The following is a 15,903-nucleotide window of genomic DNA, read 5'->3' as shown; positions in this document are numbered from 1 at the left end:
GCTCCCCCGCCACAGGTTAGGCGTTTGCCTGCCTGCGCCGTGCCTCTTCCCGCACCGCCGGAATGATCCACCGCCCATAATCCACGGTGTCGTACAACGGGTCATAGCCCCGATTCAAAAACGTGGTCACGCCCAGATCGACGTAATCCAACAAGGCCTGCGCCACTGTTTCAGGTGTGCCCACCAGCGCCGTGGTGTCGCCATACGCTCCCACGGCCGTGGCGGTTGGCATCCACAACGCGCGGTCATGGCGGTCCCCCAAGGCGGCCGCCGCCAGCAAGCGTTCCGAGCCGGTGCCCTTGATGCGTTTGCTCCACGGACTGCCCGCCGCAAACTGTGGGTTGGCCTTGATTTGCGCCAGGATCTGCTCCGCCCGCTGCCAGGCCAATTCCTCGGTAGCGCCCAAGATCAAACGCACCGACAAACTCACCCGTGGCTCGTCAACCCCGGCCGACGCGGCGGCGGCCTTGAGCTTGGCAATCTGTTCCGCCACGCCACTCAACGGCTCGCCCCACAGCGCATACAAATCCGCATGCTTGACCGCGATCTGGTAGGCAATGTCGGAAGACCCGCCAAACGAGATCGGGATATGCGGCTGTTGCAGCGGCTTGACCGGTGAAAACGCGCCCTTGATGTTGAAGTATTTGCCCTCGAAATCGAACGGTTCCTCGGCGGTCCAGGTGCGGCGCACGATCTCCAGGTATTCGTCGGTGCGCTGGTAGCGTTCGGTCTTGTCCAGCAGGAAATCGCCTTCCTGGGGTTCGGCGGTGATGCCGGTGATGGCGTGCAGGCGTATGCGCCCGCCGCCGGTGGTGTGGTCCAGGGTGGCGAAGGAACGGGCGGCCACGGTCGGCGCGGTGAGGCCCGGGCGATGGGCGATCATGAACCCCAGGCGCTCGGTGTGCGCGGCCGCGTAGGCGGCGATCTGCAGGCTGTCGGCGCTGCCGGGGCCGCTGGCAATGAGCACGCGGTCGAAACCGGCGTGCTCGTGGGCGCGGGCGTGGTGGCGGATGAAGTCAAGGTCGAAGTCCGGGCTGCGAACGCCACGGGTCTCGGACCATTGGCGGGGGAAGATCATGCCGACAAATTCAATGGACATGGAGCGCTCCTGGTGCGGATCAGAATTGATAGTCGACCTGGGCCAGCAAGGTGCGGCCAGGCATGGGTTGCAAAAAGGTGTTGGTGGAACCGGCGAGCCCGCTGACGAAGTTCAGTTCGTTGGTCAGGTTGAGTACGCGCAACGTGGTGCTCCATTGCGGCTGGCGGTAGTACAGGGCGAGGTCGAGGTTGTATTCGTTGGGAATCTTCACGGTCTTGCTCAGGTTCAAGTACCAGCTGCTGGTCCACCAGCCGGACAGCTCGGCGCCAAAGCCGGAATCGAAGCGGTAGTCCACGTAGCCGCTGGCGGTGTATTCGGGAATCTGCACCGCGTCATAGCGCCCGGACGGCCGCTGATTGAGGCTGTTGTTGTCGCCGAACACCGTGCCGTTGTCGGGGATGAATCCCGCCGAAGCGAACCCGGCCTGGGAGGTGAACTCGTTGTAGGCGTTGAGCTTGGACAGGTTCAGGCCGCTGCGCAGGTGATCGTCCGGTTGATAACGCACGGTGGCTTCCACGCCCTTGATCATCAGCCGCGCGATGTTGTTATTGCTGTCGGGCGCCTGATCCCGGGCTTGTTTGAATGCGGCCAGGGTCATGAACAGCTGGTTTGGCACCGCCTCGACCTTCACGCCCACCTCATGCAGCACGCTCAGGCTCTGGAACGCCAGCGGGTTGAGGCTGTTGGCGCCACTGCCGCTGCCCCAGCCCAGGCCGTTGGAGAAGAACCCGGTGTTCACCGCCAGCGAGCGGTCGAAGGTGTAGTACAGCGTGGTGTTTTCGGTGGGTTTCACATAGGGGCTGACCTGGAAGGCAAACAAGCGGTAGTTGTCGTTGTCCTGGCGTCGGCTGCCACCGGCCAGGGCGAAGGGGTTGTGGATCTCGGCCTCGATCCAGCTGCGGCTGGCGCCGATGTTCAGGCCGAAATAATCGCCGTACTTGAGGTTGTGCTGGCTGAACAGGGTCTTGGTGGTCCAAGTGCTTTCGGCGGTGTAGGGCGCCACCGATTCCGCATACAGGCCATGCCCGGCCGCATACATCGGTGGCAGGTTGAGCCAGCCGTAATAGTTGGAATACTGCGGCACGCCCGGTTGGCCGATCCACGCGCCGTTGCCCCCGGCCGGGTTGCTGCCGTCGAGGCCGAGCAGGTCGCCCGGGTTTTTGCCGGACGGATTCTGGGTCAGGTCATAGGCGTTGATGGTCGAGCCGAAGCTGTTGTTGGCGGCAATCGACTGGTTGAACTCGCGGCGATAGATCAGGCCGGTGTTGCTCTCGTCGCGCAGGGTCCAACCGCCCACTTGGGTTTCGTTGCGCGAGCGGAACTCGAAGCGGTTATCAAAAATGGTGTCTTTGGATTGCACCTGGAAGGCACCCACGGCGTCGGTGATGTCCTTGGAGCGCTCGTAGAACGTGCTGTTGGCCAGGGTGATGGTCGGCGACAGATCGGCCTCGATGCGCAGTTGCGTGGTGAAGCGCCGCGAGCTGCTTTCATCCTCTTTGCGCTGCCCGGTCTGTGACGACAACGATTGCTCGCCATTGCCTGCCAGCGTCGGGTCGTACACCCAGCCACGCAGGCTGCCGGGGTTGGCCTGGGTGTTGGGCGAGGCGGTCTGGAAGCTGCCATCGACCACGCTGTATTGGCCCTGGGCATTGCGCTGGCGCTGCACCCAGCCGAGGGTTGGCGCATCGGCAGCGCCGGAAGCAAGGACCGGCGACCACAGGGTGTTGCCGTTCTGGATGATCGGCGTGGCACGCCCGGCGTAGTACTTGCCGTGGTCCACCAGGTCCTGGGTGGCGCGGTTCCAGCCGTGGGTGATGTTGTAGTCGTAGTAGTTGTCGTAGCTGGCGTTCCAGTCCACGCGCACGTTGTCGTTGCGCCAGGCGAAGGCGCCGTAGAACGCGTCGAAGTTGTTGTCGACGTTGTCGTAGAAATCCTGCTGGCGCTGCTTAGTGATGCTCACGCGATACGCCAGGTTATCGGTCAGCGGGCCGGTGTTGTCGATGCTGAATTTGTTGGAACTGCGCGAGGTGCCGTCGGGTACCCACGAGCCCAGTTCGCCGCTGAGCTTGGTCTTGAACTGATTGAAGTCCGGCTTTTTGCTCAGGTAGTTCACATAACCGCCGCTGCCGGACACCGAGCCGTAGGTCACCGAGGACGGCCCGGCGACGATATCGGCACCCTCGTAGGCGTTGAAGTTGGCCGGGTGGCGCACGGCGTAACCGCGCTGGCCGTCCTGGAAGATCTCCGAGCCCTGGGCACGGAACTGCGGGGCAATACCGGCGTTCTGGCCACCGCCCCGGGTGATGCCGGGGGCGTATTTGACCAGGTCATCGGCGCTGTGGATGGAACCGTTGGCCAACTGCTCGGTGTTGATCTGCACCACCGAGCGCGGGGTGTCGAGCACCTTGGCCTCGGTGCCGCCGTACACCGAGGTCGGCGGGCGGGTGGGCAGGGCGTCGTCATCGGACTCGGCGGTGCTGGCTTGCACCGTCACGGTTTGCAGTTGGGTGTCGGCGGCAAAGGCCTGCAGTGGCAGGGTGGCGGCCAGCAGCAGGGGTAAACGCAAGGCGATAGCGTGCATGGCAGAAATGCCCCATTAAAAAGAATTGAAAACGCAGATCCCTTGTAGGAGCCCGGCTTGCCGGCGATGGGGCCCTCGAATCCGGCGCAACGTTCAAGGACGCCATCGCCGGCAAGCCGGGCTCCTACAGAGCGTGGGGGATCAGGCGGTGTCTTTGAGCCAGAGCTTCTCGAAGCGCCAGGTGCTGAACAGCGACGCTTCGGCACTGGCACCGCCGACGCGTGTGGACACGCTGTCGAGCAGGTCGGCGTAGCCCCAGATCAACATGCCGCCGCGCTCGTATTGGATCTGCTGCACCTGATGCACCAGGGCCTTGCGTTTCTCCAGGTCGGGCTGGGCCATGGCGGCGAGGAACAGCTCGCTGAATTGCGGGTCGTTGAAGTGGGTCTTGTTCGACACCGCAAACGGCGCATCGGTATGAATCGCGCTGGCCAAAAACGGCGCACCAATGCTGCCGCCAGTGCTCAGGGTCCAGTCGTTCTTCAGCGGGCCCTGGAAGGTGGCGAGGTCCACTTGCTTGACCTTGAGGGTCACGCCAATGCGCTTGGCCTGCTCGGCCAGCACCAGCGCCGAACTCAAACCCGGCCCCGGCGTGGTGACCAACTCGACTTCGAGGTTTTCCTGGCCGGCTTCCTTGAGCAATTGCGCGGCGCGTTGCGGGTCATGGGGGCGCGGACCCAGGCTGTGGTTGAAGGTGGGGTCGCTGGGCGCATACAGGTCGTTGGCCACGCGGCCCTGGCCGTTGAGGGCACGGTGTACCAGCTCATCGCGGTCGGCCAGCAGGCGAAACGCTTCACGCACCCGTGGGTCGTTGAACGGCGGCTTGTCCAGGTTCATGTCGAAGGACAGCCAATTGCCGGTCACCGACTTGATCACCTGCAGGCGCGGGTCCTTTTGCAGGATCGGCAGTTGCTCGGTGGGCATCACATTGGCCATGTCGATCTGCCCGGCGCGCAAGGCGGCGAGGCGTGCGACCTGGTCCTTGAAGTCGATGATCTCCAGCTCATCGGCGTAGGGCTTGCCGTCTTTGTAGTAGTTCTCGAAGCGGGTGAACAGCGAGCGTCGCCCCGGGGTGAAACTCTTGAGCTTGTAGGGGCCGGCGCCTACCGGGTTGGTCACCGGGTGGTAGTCCACCGGCACGATGCCGCCAAAGTTGACCCAGGTTTCTGCCAGCGGCATGTAGCTGCGCCCCTCGCGAAAGCCCAGGCGCACGGTGCGGTTGTCGAGCTTGACCAGGTTGTCGCGGTCGACCCAGTGCAGCAGCGCGGCATACGGTGACGCCAGTTGCGGGTCGGTGAGGCGGCGAATCGAGAAGATCAGGTCGTCGGCGTCGATGGTCTTGCCGTTGTGGAACTCCAGGCCCGGGCGCAGGCGCAAGGTCCAGGCACTGGCGTCGGCATTCGGCTCGGCGAATTCGGCCAGGGCCAGGCGCGGTTGCATCTGCTCGTCCCATTCCCACAGCTTGCTGTACAGCGCAAAGCCGCGAACGATACCGCTGCCCACTGGCTTGTGCGCATCCAGGTTGCCGCTCTGGTTGCCGTCGAGAATGCCCAGGCGCAGGCGCCCGCCATAGCGCGGCTGGTTGTTGCCGGCGGTGGCGGTGGGCGCGTCACTTGGGCCGCAACCGGCCAGCAGCAGGCCGCCGCCGACGGTTGCGCTGTAGCCGAGAAAGTCTCGGCGGCTCAGCAGTAAGGTCATGGCATCAGGCTCCGCCGTTGGCTGAGTGCAGCTCGCGCAGCGGCTCGGTGCTGCGGCTCAGTTCGGCGCGCTCGCTGCGAAAGTGCGGCAGGATGTGCTCGCCGAGGCGATAGGCTTCTTCGAGGTGCGGGTAGCCGGCGAGGAAAAACAGGTCGATGCCGATGCTGTTGTACTCGCGGATCCGCGCCACCACGTTTTCATAGCTGCCCACCAGCGCACAGCCCGGTGGGATGCCGATGTAGCCGAAACCGGTCCACACGTTGGGGTGGATGAAGAAATCATCAAAACCCTGGGTTTCGTTCTTCTCGGCAAAGCCATGTTCGTAGCTGAGTTTGCGCGCAGTGCGCAGCCCGGCGTGGGCGGCCACTGCCTTGACCGCGCCACGGGCGATGCCTTCGTCGAAGAAGCGCTTGGCTTCGGTACGCGCCAGCTCTTCGGTCTCGCGGGTGATCACATCAATCGACAGGCCAAAGCGAATGTCGGTGCGCCCCCATTTCAATGCGCGCTGGCGCAGGTCGGCGATCAACGCGGCGATTTCGTCCGGGTGCTCGGCGCGCATCAGGTAGAAGTCGGCGTGCTTGGCGGCAAACTCTCGTGCCGCCACCGAAGAGCCCGCCGTGCAGATCAGCGGCAGTTGCGCTTTTTTCAGCGGCCCGCGCAGGCCACCGCCGTCGGCTTTGTAGAACTTGCCGTCGTAGTGGAAGGTTTCGTTGTGCCAATAACCCTTGACCACGTCCATGAACTCGGTGGCGCGCTCGTAGCGTTCATCGTGATCGCTGTAGTCGCCGACCTGGCGCTGGATCACGTCCGAACCGCCATTGATGATGTTCCACACCAGACGGTTGCCAGTGGCGCGCTGGTAAGTGGCGGCCTGTTGCACCGCCACCCACGGGGTGTAGTGGTAGGGCTGGAAGGCGGTCACGAATTGCAAGGTGCGGGTCTCGCGGGCGAGCAGCGAGCAGACCGTCCAGGGTTCTTCGCCGGTGGGCGCGTTGACCATCAATGCGCCGCCAAATTTATTGATTTCCGCCGCCTTGGCAATCTGGCCCAGGTAGTCGATATAGGTGAAGGGGTCGCCCACGCTGAACCCCGAGACCGCGCCGGTGCTGTTGGCGCCGCCGCGATGCCAGTCGCCCCGGTTGCGCGGGTCGCCGGGTAAAAACTGGGTTTCGCCGTGCAAGGGCAAGCGGGTGAAGAATTCGATGCTCATGAAGCCTCCTGCTTACTGGGCGGTCGGGGCGCAGATCGGGGTGATCGGCTGGTCGTTGATGACCTTGTGGGCGAACGGGATCGAATCCCTGAGCGAGGCATTGACCGTGGCGCTGTGGCCCAGGCCTTTGTAGAGATGGCCCTCGACCACCGAGCCGGCGTTGCAGGCGTCCTGCATCAGCTTGGTCTGGGTCGCGGCGGCGGGGGTGGTGTCTTCGGCGCCGGTGCCGATGAAGATCGGCTTGGAGGTTTTCAGTGTGGGGTACGACACCTGCGCGAGCCACGGCGCGAGCTGTTTGCCTTTGTAGTCTTTCTTGGTATTGGCAATGCTCAGGCCGAGGCCTTCCACGTCGCCTTCCAGGGCAAACAGGCAACTGGTGCGGGCCTGTTCGAAGATCGGCAGGGCTTTGTCGGTGTAAAAGTCGGCCGGGTTGATGCTCGGGTCGTACTGCTGGGCGGCGAGCAAGGTGTAGAAGCCGTAGGCCAGGGTCGGGTCGACTTTGTTGCGCACTTCTTCGCTGGGGTTCTTGGCGTAGTCGAGGGTGTAGATCACGCCGGTGCCGACGCTGCCTTTCACGCCCAGGTCGGGTGCATAGGTGGCCGCGTAAGCGGCAGCGGCAAAGGCACCGGCACCACCTTGGGACTGGCCGACGATCAGCACTTTGTCTGCCAGGCCCGGTACGCCGGCGACCACCGCTTTGGCGGCGTCGAGAATGCCGTAGGCGGCCATGCGGCTGTTCAGCAGCGGGTGGCCGCCGGGAACGCCGAGGCCCTGGTAGTCGGTGGCGACAATGGCGAAGCCTTCGGCCAGCCAGCGGTTGAGGTATTCCACATCGCGGTACGAACGGCCTTGCCACGACGGTGCGCACACGTCGGCCACGCCTACGGTGCCGTGGCCCCAGCTCACCACCGGCCAGCCACCTTTGGGCGGCGTGCCCTTGGGCAGGAACAGCGCGCCGGAGACCACGACCGGGGTCTTGTTATCGATGCCGTTGGTGGAGGTGTACAGAATGCGCTGGGCACTGGCGGCGTTGGCCAGGCTGATGGTCTTGTCCAGCGGCTCGCTGCGCAGCAGTTTGCCGGGGGTGGCCGGGATGGCTTTGTCCCAGGTGTAGAACGCTGAGACACGGCCATCGCCCTGCAGCGGGTCGGGTTTTGGCGCGTAGGCGTCGGCGGCGAAGACGCCCATGGACAAGGCCAGGATGCTGAGGCCGAAGGCAAAGGAGTGCGGCAGTTTCATTATCGAATTCCCTATCACGGATGGGTGCTGACCTGGCCACGCAGGGCCGGCCAGTAGTCGGTGAGTTTCAGGTCGATCAGCGCCTGATGGGTAAAGCCGGTGGCCAGTGACGGGCCGATGTCGTAGGTGTCGCGAATCAGGTGGTTGGCCAGGGCATAGGCGGTGAGCGCCTGGTAGTGGGCCTTGAGCTGCGCATCGCTTTTCGGTGCCCAGCGTTCCTTCCAGGCCACCGGGTCGTTTTGATCGTCACGGCGCAGCACGCTTTCGGCGGTGCCGGCGCGGGAAGACAGTTGGTAATAGGCGTCCTGGTTCTGCGGCTGGGAAATCCACCACGCCGCCTTGACCCAGGCGGTGGCGAGCAACTGAGTGATGTCCGGGTGCTGCTTCACGAACGCCTCGGTGCCCCACAGGTCAGAGACCAGGCGCCAGTCGTTGCTGCCTTGCTTGGTCGACCAGATGATCTTGCCCACGCCCTTGTCTTCCAGGGCATAAGCCTCGCTGAGCAGCACGGCGGCATCGACCTTGCCTGCCGACACGGCAGCGGCGCCAACCTGCGGGTTGAGGTTGGCGATCTTGAAGTCGTCGAGGGTCAGGCCTTTGCTCGCCAGGAAGTTGCTGAACGCGAACTCCCACGGCCGGCCACGGTGCAGCGCCAGGCGCTTGCCCTTGAGGTCTTCGATGGTCTTGGCGCTGGAGCCTTCGGGCACCACCAGGTAGATGTTGTTGCCGCTGCCACCGGGCACGATCAACTTGCCCGGCACGCCGCCGGCGCCGGCGATCACAGACGGCAAGTCACCGCGTACGGCGAAGTCCAGGCTGTTGTTGCTGAAGCCTTCGTTGATCTGCGGGCCGGCGCCGGCGTGGGGCAGGGCGATCCATTCGAGCTTCACCCCGCGTTCACGCAGTTGCGCCTCCAGCCAACCGTCCTCGATCACCCGCCCGGCGATGCCGCCGAACACCGGTTTGCCACCTTGGGTGTAGGCGACGATGGCGATTTTTACTGAGGCCGGGTCTGCGTGGACTGCGCTGAATGCCAGCACCCCGAACAGCACCGCGATGCTCTTGCGCCAAACGTTTTTCATGGGTGTTCTCCCTACCTGAATGAGCGATCCCCTCTAGGAGCCGGCTTGCCGGCGATGAGGCTGCAAGGCCTAAGGGCCTCATCGCCGGCAAGCCGGCTCCTACAGGGGGAATCGTGTTGGGAGGGAGAGAGCAGATTGCATGCCAGGCGCTGTCACAACCGCTCTAGCCCGTGTAGGGCAAGGGTTTCAGCGATTCGGACAGGGGGCCGCCCCACCCGTGTTGCTGGTGAGCAAACACGCAAGTGCTGGCTGATTGCTGCTCCAGCAGCAGCGGGGTGTTGGGTTGTTGGTATATTCGATCAGGGAATATGTAAATATTAATTTATAATTAAATGGTCTAGAAAAGTTCATGCACTATTGAGCACGCGCTTTTACTGCCAGGAATGCACCATGTCGCTGATCACCCATCCCAATGCCCGTGAATTGACCAAGTCGGTGCGTGCCACCGTGCTGGTCTTCAAGGACCCGCGCTCCCAGGAATTGCTGGCGCGCATCGAGCGCCTGGCCCCCAGCGAAGCCAACACCTTGATCATCGGCGAGACCGGCACCGGCAAGGAATTGGTGGCGCGGCACATCCACACCCTGAGCCGTCGCGGACGCGAACCATTTGTGGCGGTCAACTGTGGCGCCTTCGCCGAAACCCTGGTGGAAAGTGAACTGTTCGGCCATGAAAAGGGCGCCTTCACTGGCGCTACCACCCACAAGGCCGGTTGGTTCGAAGCGGCGAATGGCGGCACCTTGTTTCTCGATGAAATCGGCGATTTGCCCCTGAACATGCAGGTCAAGTTACTGCGCGTGTTGCAGGAGCGCGAAGTGGTACGCCTGGGTTCGCGCACGCCGATTCCGATCAATGTACGGCTGGTGGCCGCGACCAACGTCAACCTGGCCGACGCCGTGGTAGCGGGGCATTTTCGCGAGGACCTGTTCTACCGTTTGCACGTCGCAACCATCCGCCTGCCACCTTTGCGCGAACGCCCAGGGGACATCCTGCCCCTGGCTGAATTCTTCCTGGAGGAACACTGCCAGCGCCTGGGTTACAACCGCGCGAGCCTGAGTATCGAGGCCGAGCGCAAGATGCTCGAACACAGTTGGCCGGGCAATATTCGCGAGTTGGAAAACGCGATCCACCACGCACTGTTGGTGTGCCGTAACCAGCGGGTGCAGCCAGCGGATTTGCACCTGGTGGACATGCGTTCTTCGGGCATTCGCCAGGAGGAGGCCAGTCATGCCCCGCTGGCGTTGAGCGGCCCGGTGGACTTGGAAGGCGCATTGAATGCGTTGTTCGAACAGAACATCCCGGACCTGTACGAGCACATCGAAGAGACGATCTTTCGCGCGGCCTATCGCTACTGCCACGGCAACCAATTGCAGACGGGGCGCCTGCTCAATATCAGCCGCAACATCGTGCGCGCCCGCCTGGAAAAAATCGGCGAGCTGGGCAAGCCGGTATTACTCGACGGCCAGTAATGCTAGGTTTTCGAACTTCTCTCACCACTGGAGGGTTCGACGTTGATCCGACTGAGTGACTTTATTGCCGATTTTTCCACCTCTGCGCTGGCGCCGTGGGCAGACCTTGCGCCCTGGGCGCTGGTCATCCAGGCACCGGTGATCGTTCGCCAACTGCTCGCCGAGTTGCCCGCTGACGACTACCACATCGACGGCGACGTGGCGGTTCACCGCACGGCCATCGTGGAGCCGGGTGCCTTGCTCAAGGGACCGTTGATCATCGGCGCCGAGTGCTTTATCGCCAGTGGCTCGTTGTTGCGTGGCGGCTGCTGGCTGGACGCGCAGTGCATCATCGGCCCTGGCGCCGAACTGAAAACCTCCTTTGTCTTCCGTGGCAGCAAGCTGGCGCATTTCAACTTTGTCGGCGATTCGGTGCTGGGCCATGGCATCAACCTGGAAGCCGGGAGCATCGTTGCCAACTACCGCAATGAGCGCGCAGACAAGGAAGTGCTGGTGCGCGTCGACGGGCACTTGCAGCGTACCGGTTGCGACAAGTTTGGCGCGTTGCTCGGTGATCAATGCCGCATCGGCGCCAATGCGGTGTTGGCGCCCGGTGCCGTGCTGGCGCCTGAACGTGTGGTGGGACGCGGGCAAGTGTTCGATGCAGAGGTGTCTGCCTAAACGCAATGTTGAAAAGGGCATGGTGTGCCGGCGCGTTATTAAATAGAATGAATCTCATTTGAGACTCACTCGCGCCGCGCAGGTCTGTTGCCATGAATGATGCTGTTGCCTCGACCCACGCCCCGGAACACACGCTGTCGAGCCTGTACCGCGACCATCGCAGCTGGCTGGAAAGCTGGTTGCGACGCCGCCTGGGCAACGCCTGGGATGCGGCGGACCTGAGCCAAGATACGTTCCTGCGGGTGCTGGCCAGTGCTCAACCGGTCGCGCAGATGCAGGAGCCCCGGGCGTACCTGGTGACAGTCGGCAAGCGTTTGCTGGTGAATTTTCATCAACGGCGCAGTCTCTAACAGGCTTACCTGAACGCCCTGGCGAGCCTTCCTGATGCCTGCGTGCCGTCGCCGGAACAACGCTGGCTGGTGCTGGAAACACTGCAAGCCCTGGACGAATTGCTCGACGGCTTGCCGACCCTGGTGCGCCGTGCGTTCCTGTGGAGCCAACTGGAAGGCCTGGGCTATCGCGAGATTGCCGAGCGGCTGGAGGTGTCCGAACGCACGGTAAAACGCTACATGGCCCAGGCCTACGAGCATTGTTTGCTGGTGGACCTGTGAGCCGCGACGTCGCCCGCGCCGCTGCGCAATGGCTGGCACTGCTGGAATCCGGCGCAGCCACCGAAGGCGATCACGCCAACTTGCAGCAATGGCGCGACAGCCACCCCCAGCACGAACAGACCTGGCAGAAAGCCCAGTCCTTGCGCCAGCGTTTCAACGACTTGCCCCCGGCGCTGGCGATGGCCAGCCTCGACCGCCCGCAACCTGGGCGTCGCGCCGTGCTCAAGCGTGCGCTGGGCCTGGCGGCACTGGTGCCGACAGCCTGGTTGATCAGCCGCCAATTGCCCATCGAGACCTGGCGTGCCGACCTGCATACCGCCACCGGCGAGCGCAAGCGCCTGCCATTGGCGGATGGGGCCAGCTTGCAGCTCAATACCGCGACGGCGGTGGATGTGGATTTGGCGCAGCGCCGTATCACCCTGGTGGACGGTGAACTGGCGCTGACCGTGCCGGGCCCAACAGCGATGACGCTGCGCACGCGCTACGGCGAGTTGGAGGTGAGGGAGGCCGACATTTGCGTGCGGCAACTGGCTGCGGGTTGCCGGGTGTCAGTGCTCAAGGGTTCCGTGCAGGTGCGCGACTTGAATGGGCAAATGGCAACGTTGCAGGCGGGGCAGCAGGCGTCGCTGAATGCCGGCGGACTGGGCGCGTGGGCACCGTTTGACCTGTCGCAACTGGGCTGGCGTGACGGTGTGCTGACGGCGCAGAACCAGACGCTGGGTGACTTCCTGCGCGAGTTGGAGCGTTATCGCCCTGGCGTGTTGCGCTGGGACCCAAGCCTGGAAACGCTGCGGGTGACGGGCAGCTTTCGCCTGGATGACACGGATCGCATTCTCACTTTATTGGCCTCTACCCTCGGCCTGGAAGTGCACGCACGTACCCGCTACTGGGTCACCCTGACCCCCCGCAAATCCCTGGCCTGACACAACCTCGTAGGAGCCCGGTTTGCCGGCGATGGTGTCCTCAAGGGCCCCATCGCCGGCAAGCCGGGCTCCTACAGGGGTGGGTCAGATGACGTGGGCACGTTGCAGCTCGGTCAGGGACAATGCCTTGAGCTGGGCCAGCAACGGGTCGCGCCGATCCCTCGGATGTGGCAGGTCCACCGCCAGTTCCTGACGAATGCTGCTCGGTCGGTTGTCCATCACCAGCACCCGATCACTCAAATACAGCGCCTCATCCACATCATGGGTCACCAGCAGCAACGCGATGGCATGGTGCGCCGCCAGTTGCAGCAGCAAGTCCTGCAGCTTCATGCGGGTAAACGCATCCACCGCACTGAACGGCTCATCCAGCAATAACACCTGCGGGCGTGAATACAGGCCGCGCGCAATGGCTACCCGTTGCGCCATGCCACCGGACAACGCCTTGGGCAGCGCCTGGGCGAAGCCCGTGAGGCCGACTTCCTCGATCAGTTGGGTGACCCAGGCTTTGTCGTAACGGTCGTCGTCGCTGAAGCCGATGTTCTGTTCCACCGTGAGCCAAGGCATCAGCCGGGGTTCCTGGAACACAAACGCGACCTCGCCCTCGGGGCTGTGCAGTTCTCCCTGATAGTCCTGCTCCAACCCGGCCACGATCCGCAACAGTGTGCTTTTTCCGCAGCCACTGGGGCCTAGCAGGCTGACGGCCTCACGCGGTTGCAAGGCCAGGCGCACATCCTTGAGCACGGTGGTGGTGGCGAAGCTTTTGCGTTGAACATGGATCTGCAACAACGGTTGGCTGCTCATTGCTCTGCTCCTTGGCCATTGAAGGTGTCGCGCCAGGCCAGGCAGCGTTTTTCCAGCGCTGCCAGCAGGCCGTCGGTGATCTTGCCGAGTACCGCCAACACGATGATGGCTGCCAGGACGATGTCTGGCCGTGAGGTTTCCCGCCCGTCACTGAGCAAATACCCAAGGCCCTTGGTGGCCGCGATCAACTCGGCGGCCACCAGGAACATCCACGCCAGGCTCAAGCCGCTGCGCAACCCGGTAAACAGGCCGGGCAGGGCGGCCGGCAGCAGGATCCGCCGTACCAGCCGGCGTCTGCTGAAACCGTACATCTGCCCGACCTCCACCAGCTTGCGATCAATGTCGCGGATCGCCGCCACGCCGTTGAGGTACACCGGGAAAAACGCGCCAATCGCGATCAGCACGATCTTCGAGGTTTCATCGATCCCCAGCCACAGCAGCAACAACGGCACCCAGGCCAGGCTCGGGATCGAGCGCAGCCCGGCGAAGGTCGGTTCCAGGTAGGCTTCGGCCTCGCGACTCAGGCCGACCCAGGCGGCAAACACCAGGGCCAACCCTGCGCCGATGACAAAGCCCAGCAACACCCGTAACAGACTGGCGCTGATGTGTTTCCACAACGCACCTTCGGCGAGGTCAGTGAGTGTCGTGGCGACCTCACTGGGCGCCGGCATCTGGTACGACGGCAGCCAACCCACACGCACCACCACCTCCAGCACCAGCAGGATCAATGCCGGCAACACGAGGCCCTTGAGGCGGCGCGGCCACGCACTGCGGTTAATCACCACCGACGCGGCAAGCGGCAGTGCTTGGGTTTTGCCTGTCATCACGCGCTCCTTAACGGCCGAACGAGGTGTCGATCAACTGGTCGATCACCTGGTCCACATTCACGCCTTTGCGCACCAATTCTTCGGACACCAGGATCGGCGCGGCGGCCTTGGACGCCACCACATCCTTGCTGCTCAGGAAGGGCGTGCTCAGGTCGGTACGCGACAACTGCAGCTTGGCCACTTCCAGCGGCAGGCCGGACTCGTCGGCGAGCAGTTTGGCGAACTCATCCGGGTGCTTCACCGCCCAGTCGCGGGCTTTTTCGTAGGCACCGAGCACTTTGGTGATGGTCTGCGGGTGCTCCTTGGCGTACTTCTCGGTGACGCTGACCACGCCGTAGCTGTTGAAGTCCTTGTTGCGGTACAGCAGGCGCGAACCGGCCTGGATTTCGCTGGCGGCCATGTGCGGATCGAGGCCGGCCCAGGCGTCCACGTCACCTTTCTCCAGCGCGGTACGGCCGTCCGGGTGTTGCAGGTGCACCAGTTCCACGTCGTCCTTTTTCAGCCCGGCTTTTTGCAGGCTGCGCAGGGTGAACAGGTACGGATCGGTGCCCTTGGTGGCGGCGATTTTCTTGCCCTTGAGGTCGTTGACGCTTTTGAGTTGCGAGTCCTTGCGTACCACCAGCGCGGTCCATTCGGCGCGGCTGTAGACGTACACCGATTTGATCGGGCTGCCATTGGCGCGGCTCAACACCGCCGACAGGCTGGCCGACGAGGCGAAGTCCACGCCACCGCTGTTGAGGTACTCCAGCGAGCGGTTGCTGCCCTGGCTCAGTACCCAGCCGACTTTGGTCTGCGGCAGCGCCTGCTCCAGCCAGCCGAAATGCTTGAGCACCAGGCTCACGGGCGAGTAGTAGGCGTAATCCAGATTGACTTGGGCCGGGTCGGTTTCTGCGGCAAATGCCTGGGGTTGAAGGCACAGGGCGAGGGCGCACGCGCCGAGTAAACGTGTGGTGAAGAGGGTCATGGAACAGCTCCGGGCTACATAAGCGAACAAGGCGTTGAGAGAAGGCTTTTCTTATATTCAGAAAACTGAAACGGCATGTTCCATCATGCTTTATAGGAATATGCAGTCTCTGTGCCAGCTCGCGCGGAGGCGCATTTGCGGGGTTTTACGCTGAACGTACTGTGATGGAACAGGGCAGAGTGTTGATCCACTGTTGATAGGCGAACAGTGCTTATATATCTATCAGGAATAAATAAAGAGTTATATATTCCTTTTAATGTCTTCAGCGTTGGCGCATTTTGAGGGCCTGCGCATTCGTGCGGATTGACCCAACAGCCAAAAGGAAAGCCGACATGACCATCAAAGCGATCAACGTGCGCAACCAGTTCAAGGGCGTGATCAAGGAAATCCTGCTGGGGGAGGTGGTGTCTGAGATCGACGTGCAGACCGCGTCCGGGATCGTGACCTCGGTGATCACCACCCGCTCGGTGCGTGACCTGGAATTGAAGGTGGGCAGTGAGGTGATTGCCTTTGTGAAGTCCACTGAAGTGTCCATCGCCAAGTTGTAGGTATCTGAACAGGGAGCCGGCCAGCCGGTTTCCTGCTGTTCTTATCCAAAGTTATTACCTTCTGCATCATGCTCACAAGCGCAATGCTTGATAATAAATTAACTGGGAACTTATTGGGCACGTTGTAAATAGCATTGTTCAGATAATCCTTACATTGACGCCCTTTGCCATTTTGTATGTTCAGGCCAGGGAA

The 15,903-nt window shown here is 62.9% G+C and carries 13 protein-coding genes and 1 pseudogene; 5 read left to right on the top strand and 9 right to left on the bottom strand.

The genetic code is table 11. From position 1 onward, the window contains the following. Window positions 1–16 precede the first annotated feature (16 nt). From ACVWVP_RS30145 to ACVWVP_RS30120, 6 genes are all read right to left on the bottom strand, one after another. Window positions 17–1,099: an LLM class flavin-dependent oxidoreductase gene (locus tag ACVWVP_RS30145; RefSeq protein WP_457409742.1), complete on the bottom strand. Its 1,083-nt coding sequence runs from the start codon at window positions 1,097–1,099 to the stop codon at window positions 17–19. Window positions 1,100–1,118: 19 nt separating this feature from the next. After that, window positions 1,119–3,680, bottom strand: a complete 2,562-nt coding sequence (locus ACVWVP_RS30140; RefSeq protein WP_457409740.1) for a TonB-dependent receptor plug domain-containing protein — start codon at window positions 3,678–3,680, stop codon at window positions 1,119–1,121. A gap of 141 nt (window positions 3,681–3,821) precedes the next feature. After that, entirely contained in the window at window positions 3,822–5,378 is a 1,557-nt protein-coding gene (locus ACVWVP_RS30135) for an ABC transporter substrate-binding protein (RefSeq protein ID WP_457409737.1), read from the bottom strand. Between the two features lie 4 nt (window positions 5,379–5,382). Further along, the gene (locus tag ACVWVP_RS30130; RefSeq protein WP_457409734.1) at window positions 5,383–6,588 is read right to left on the bottom strand and encodes an LLM class flavin-dependent oxidoreductase; all 1,206 of its coding nucleotides are present in this window, start codon (window positions 6,586–6,588) and stop codon (window positions 5,383–5,385) included. Window positions 6,589–6,600: 12 nt separating this feature from the next. After that, window positions 6,601–7,827 carry a lipase family protein gene (locus tag ACVWVP_RS30125; protein WP_178923040.1) on the bottom strand — a complete coding sequence of 409 codons (1,227 nt, stop codon included), beginning with the start codon at window positions 7,825–7,827 and terminating at the stop codon, window positions 6,601–6,603. Between the two features lie 14 nt (window positions 7,828–7,841). Next, the gene (locus tag ACVWVP_RS30120; protein WP_457409731.1) at window positions 7,842–8,909 is read right to left on the bottom strand and encodes an ABC transporter substrate-binding protein; all 1,068 of its coding nucleotides are present in this window, start codon (window positions 8,907–8,909) and stop codon (window positions 7,842–7,844) included. A 390-nt stretch (window positions 8,910–9,299) separates the two neighbouring features. Between ACVWVP_RS30120 and ACVWVP_RS30115 the strand changes: the two genes are divergently transcribed. The 4 genes and pseudogenes from ACVWVP_RS30115 (at window position 9,300) to ACVWVP_RS30100 (ending at window position 12,570) form a co-directional block, all read left to right on the top strand. Then, window positions 9,300–10,376: a sigma-54 interaction domain-containing protein gene (locus ACVWVP_RS30115; protein ID WP_457409729.1), complete on the top strand. Its 1,077-nt coding sequence runs from the start codon at window positions 9,300–9,302 to the stop codon at window positions 10,374–10,376. 42 nt (window positions 10,377–10,418) lie between these two features. After that, window positions 10,419–11,036 carry an LbetaH domain-containing protein gene (locus tag ACVWVP_RS30110; RefSeq protein ID WP_178923034.1) on the top strand — a complete coding sequence of 206 codons (618 nt, stop codon included), beginning with the start codon at window positions 10,419–10,421 and terminating at the stop codon, window positions 11,034–11,036. Window positions 11,037–11,128: 92 nt separating this feature from the next. Then, window positions 11,129–11,647 (top strand): annotated as a pseudogene (locus ACVWVP_RS30105) (sigma-70 family RNA polymerase sigma factor). Further along, entirely contained in the window at window positions 11,644–12,570 is a 927-nt protein-coding gene (locus ACVWVP_RS30100; RefSeq protein WP_457409727.1) for a FecR domain-containing protein, read from the top strand. The pseudogene ACVWVP_RS30105 and the gene ACVWVP_RS30100 overlap by 4 nt, the downstream one beginning before the upstream one ends. A gap of 84 nt (window positions 12,571–12,654) precedes the next feature. On the opposite strand, the gene ACVWVP_RS30095 is transcribed toward ACVWVP_RS30100, so the two are convergent. Genes ACVWVP_RS30095 through ACVWVP_RS30085 form a run of 3 tightly spaced genes read right to left on the bottom strand, consistent with a single transcriptional unit; the run spans window position 12,655 to window position 15,162 of the window. Continuing rightward, window positions 12,655–13,371: an ABC transporter ATP-binding protein gene (locus ACVWVP_RS30095; protein ID WP_178923028.1), complete on the bottom strand. Its 717-nt coding sequence runs from the start codon at window positions 13,369–13,371 to the stop codon at window positions 12,655–12,657. After that, on the bottom strand, window positions 13,368–14,195 hold the full coding sequence (locus tag ACVWVP_RS30090) for an ABC transporter permease (RefSeq protein ID WP_259171266.1): 828 nt from the start codon (window positions 14,193–14,195) through the stop codon (window positions 13,368–13,370). The genes ACVWVP_RS30095 and ACVWVP_RS30090 overlap by 4 nt, the downstream gene beginning before the upstream one ends. Window positions 14,196–14,205: 10 nt before the next feature. Then, window positions 14,206–15,162, bottom strand: coding sequence for an aliphatic sulfonate ABC transporter substrate-binding protein (locus ACVWVP_RS30085; protein WP_457409723.1), 957 nt, complete (start codon window positions 15,160–15,162; stop codon window positions 14,206–14,208). Between the two features lie 332 nt (window positions 15,163–15,494). Here ACVWVP_RS30085 and ACVWVP_RS30080 point away from each other — a divergent pair, with 332 nt between their 5' ends. After that, window positions 15,495–15,710, top strand: coding sequence for a TOBE domain-containing protein (locus ACVWVP_RS30080; RefSeq protein WP_003173733.1), 216 nt, complete (start codon window positions 15,495–15,497; stop codon window positions 15,708–15,710). The last annotated feature ends 193 nt before the right edge of the window (window positions 15,711–15,903 follow it).

The organism is Pseudomonas sp. TE24901 (assembly GCF_054058375.1).
The sequence above is the reverse complement of the archived record's forward strand: the minus strand, read 5'-3'. Positions and strand labels throughout refer to the sequence as shown.

Bases quoted from the DNA above. Each gene is read 5' to 3' on its own strand.
- ACVWVP_RS30145 (WP_457409742.1), bottom strand. From the start codon at position 1,099: ATGTCCATTGAATTTGTCGGCATGATCTTCCCCCGCCAATGGTCCGAG.
- ACVWVP_RS30140 (WP_457409740.1), bottom strand. From the start codon at position 3,680: ATGCACGCTATCGCCTTGCGTTTACCCCTGCTGCTGGCCGCCACCCTG.
- ACVWVP_RS30135 (WP_457409737.1), bottom strand. From the start codon at position 5,378: ATGACCTTACTGCTGAGCCGCCGAGACTTTCTCGGCTACAGCGCAACC.
- ACVWVP_RS30130 (WP_457409734.1), bottom strand. From the start codon at position 6,588: ATGAGCATCGAATTCTTCACCCGCTTGCCCTTGCACGGCGAAACCCAG.
- ACVWVP_RS30125 (WP_178923040.1), bottom strand. From the start codon at position 7,827: ATGAAACTGCCGCACTCCTTTGCCTTCGGCCTCAGCATCCTGGCCTTG.
- ACVWVP_RS30120 (WP_457409731.1), bottom strand. From the start codon at position 8,909: ATGAAAAACGTTTGGCGCAAGAGCATCGCGGTGCTGTTCGGGGTGCTG.
- ACVWVP_RS30115 (WP_457409729.1), top strand. From the start codon at position 9,300: ATGTCGCTGATCACCCATCCCAATGCCCGTGAATTGACCAAGTCGGTG.
- ACVWVP_RS30095 (WP_178923028.1), bottom strand. From the start codon at position 13,371: ATGAGCAGCCAACCGTTGTTGCAGATCCATGTTCAACGCAAAAGCTTC.
- ACVWVP_RS30090 (WP_259171266.1), bottom strand. From the start codon at position 14,195: ATGACAGGCAAAACCCAAGCACTGCCGCTTGCCGCGTCGGTGGTGATT.
- ACVWVP_RS30085 (WP_457409723.1), bottom strand. From the start codon at position 15,162: ATGACCCTCTTCACCACACGTTTACTCGGCGCGTGCGCCCTCGCCCTG.
- ACVWVP_RS30080 (WP_003173733.1), top strand. From the start codon at position 15,495: ATGACCATCAAAGCGATCAACGTGCGCAACCAGTTCAAGGGCGTGATC.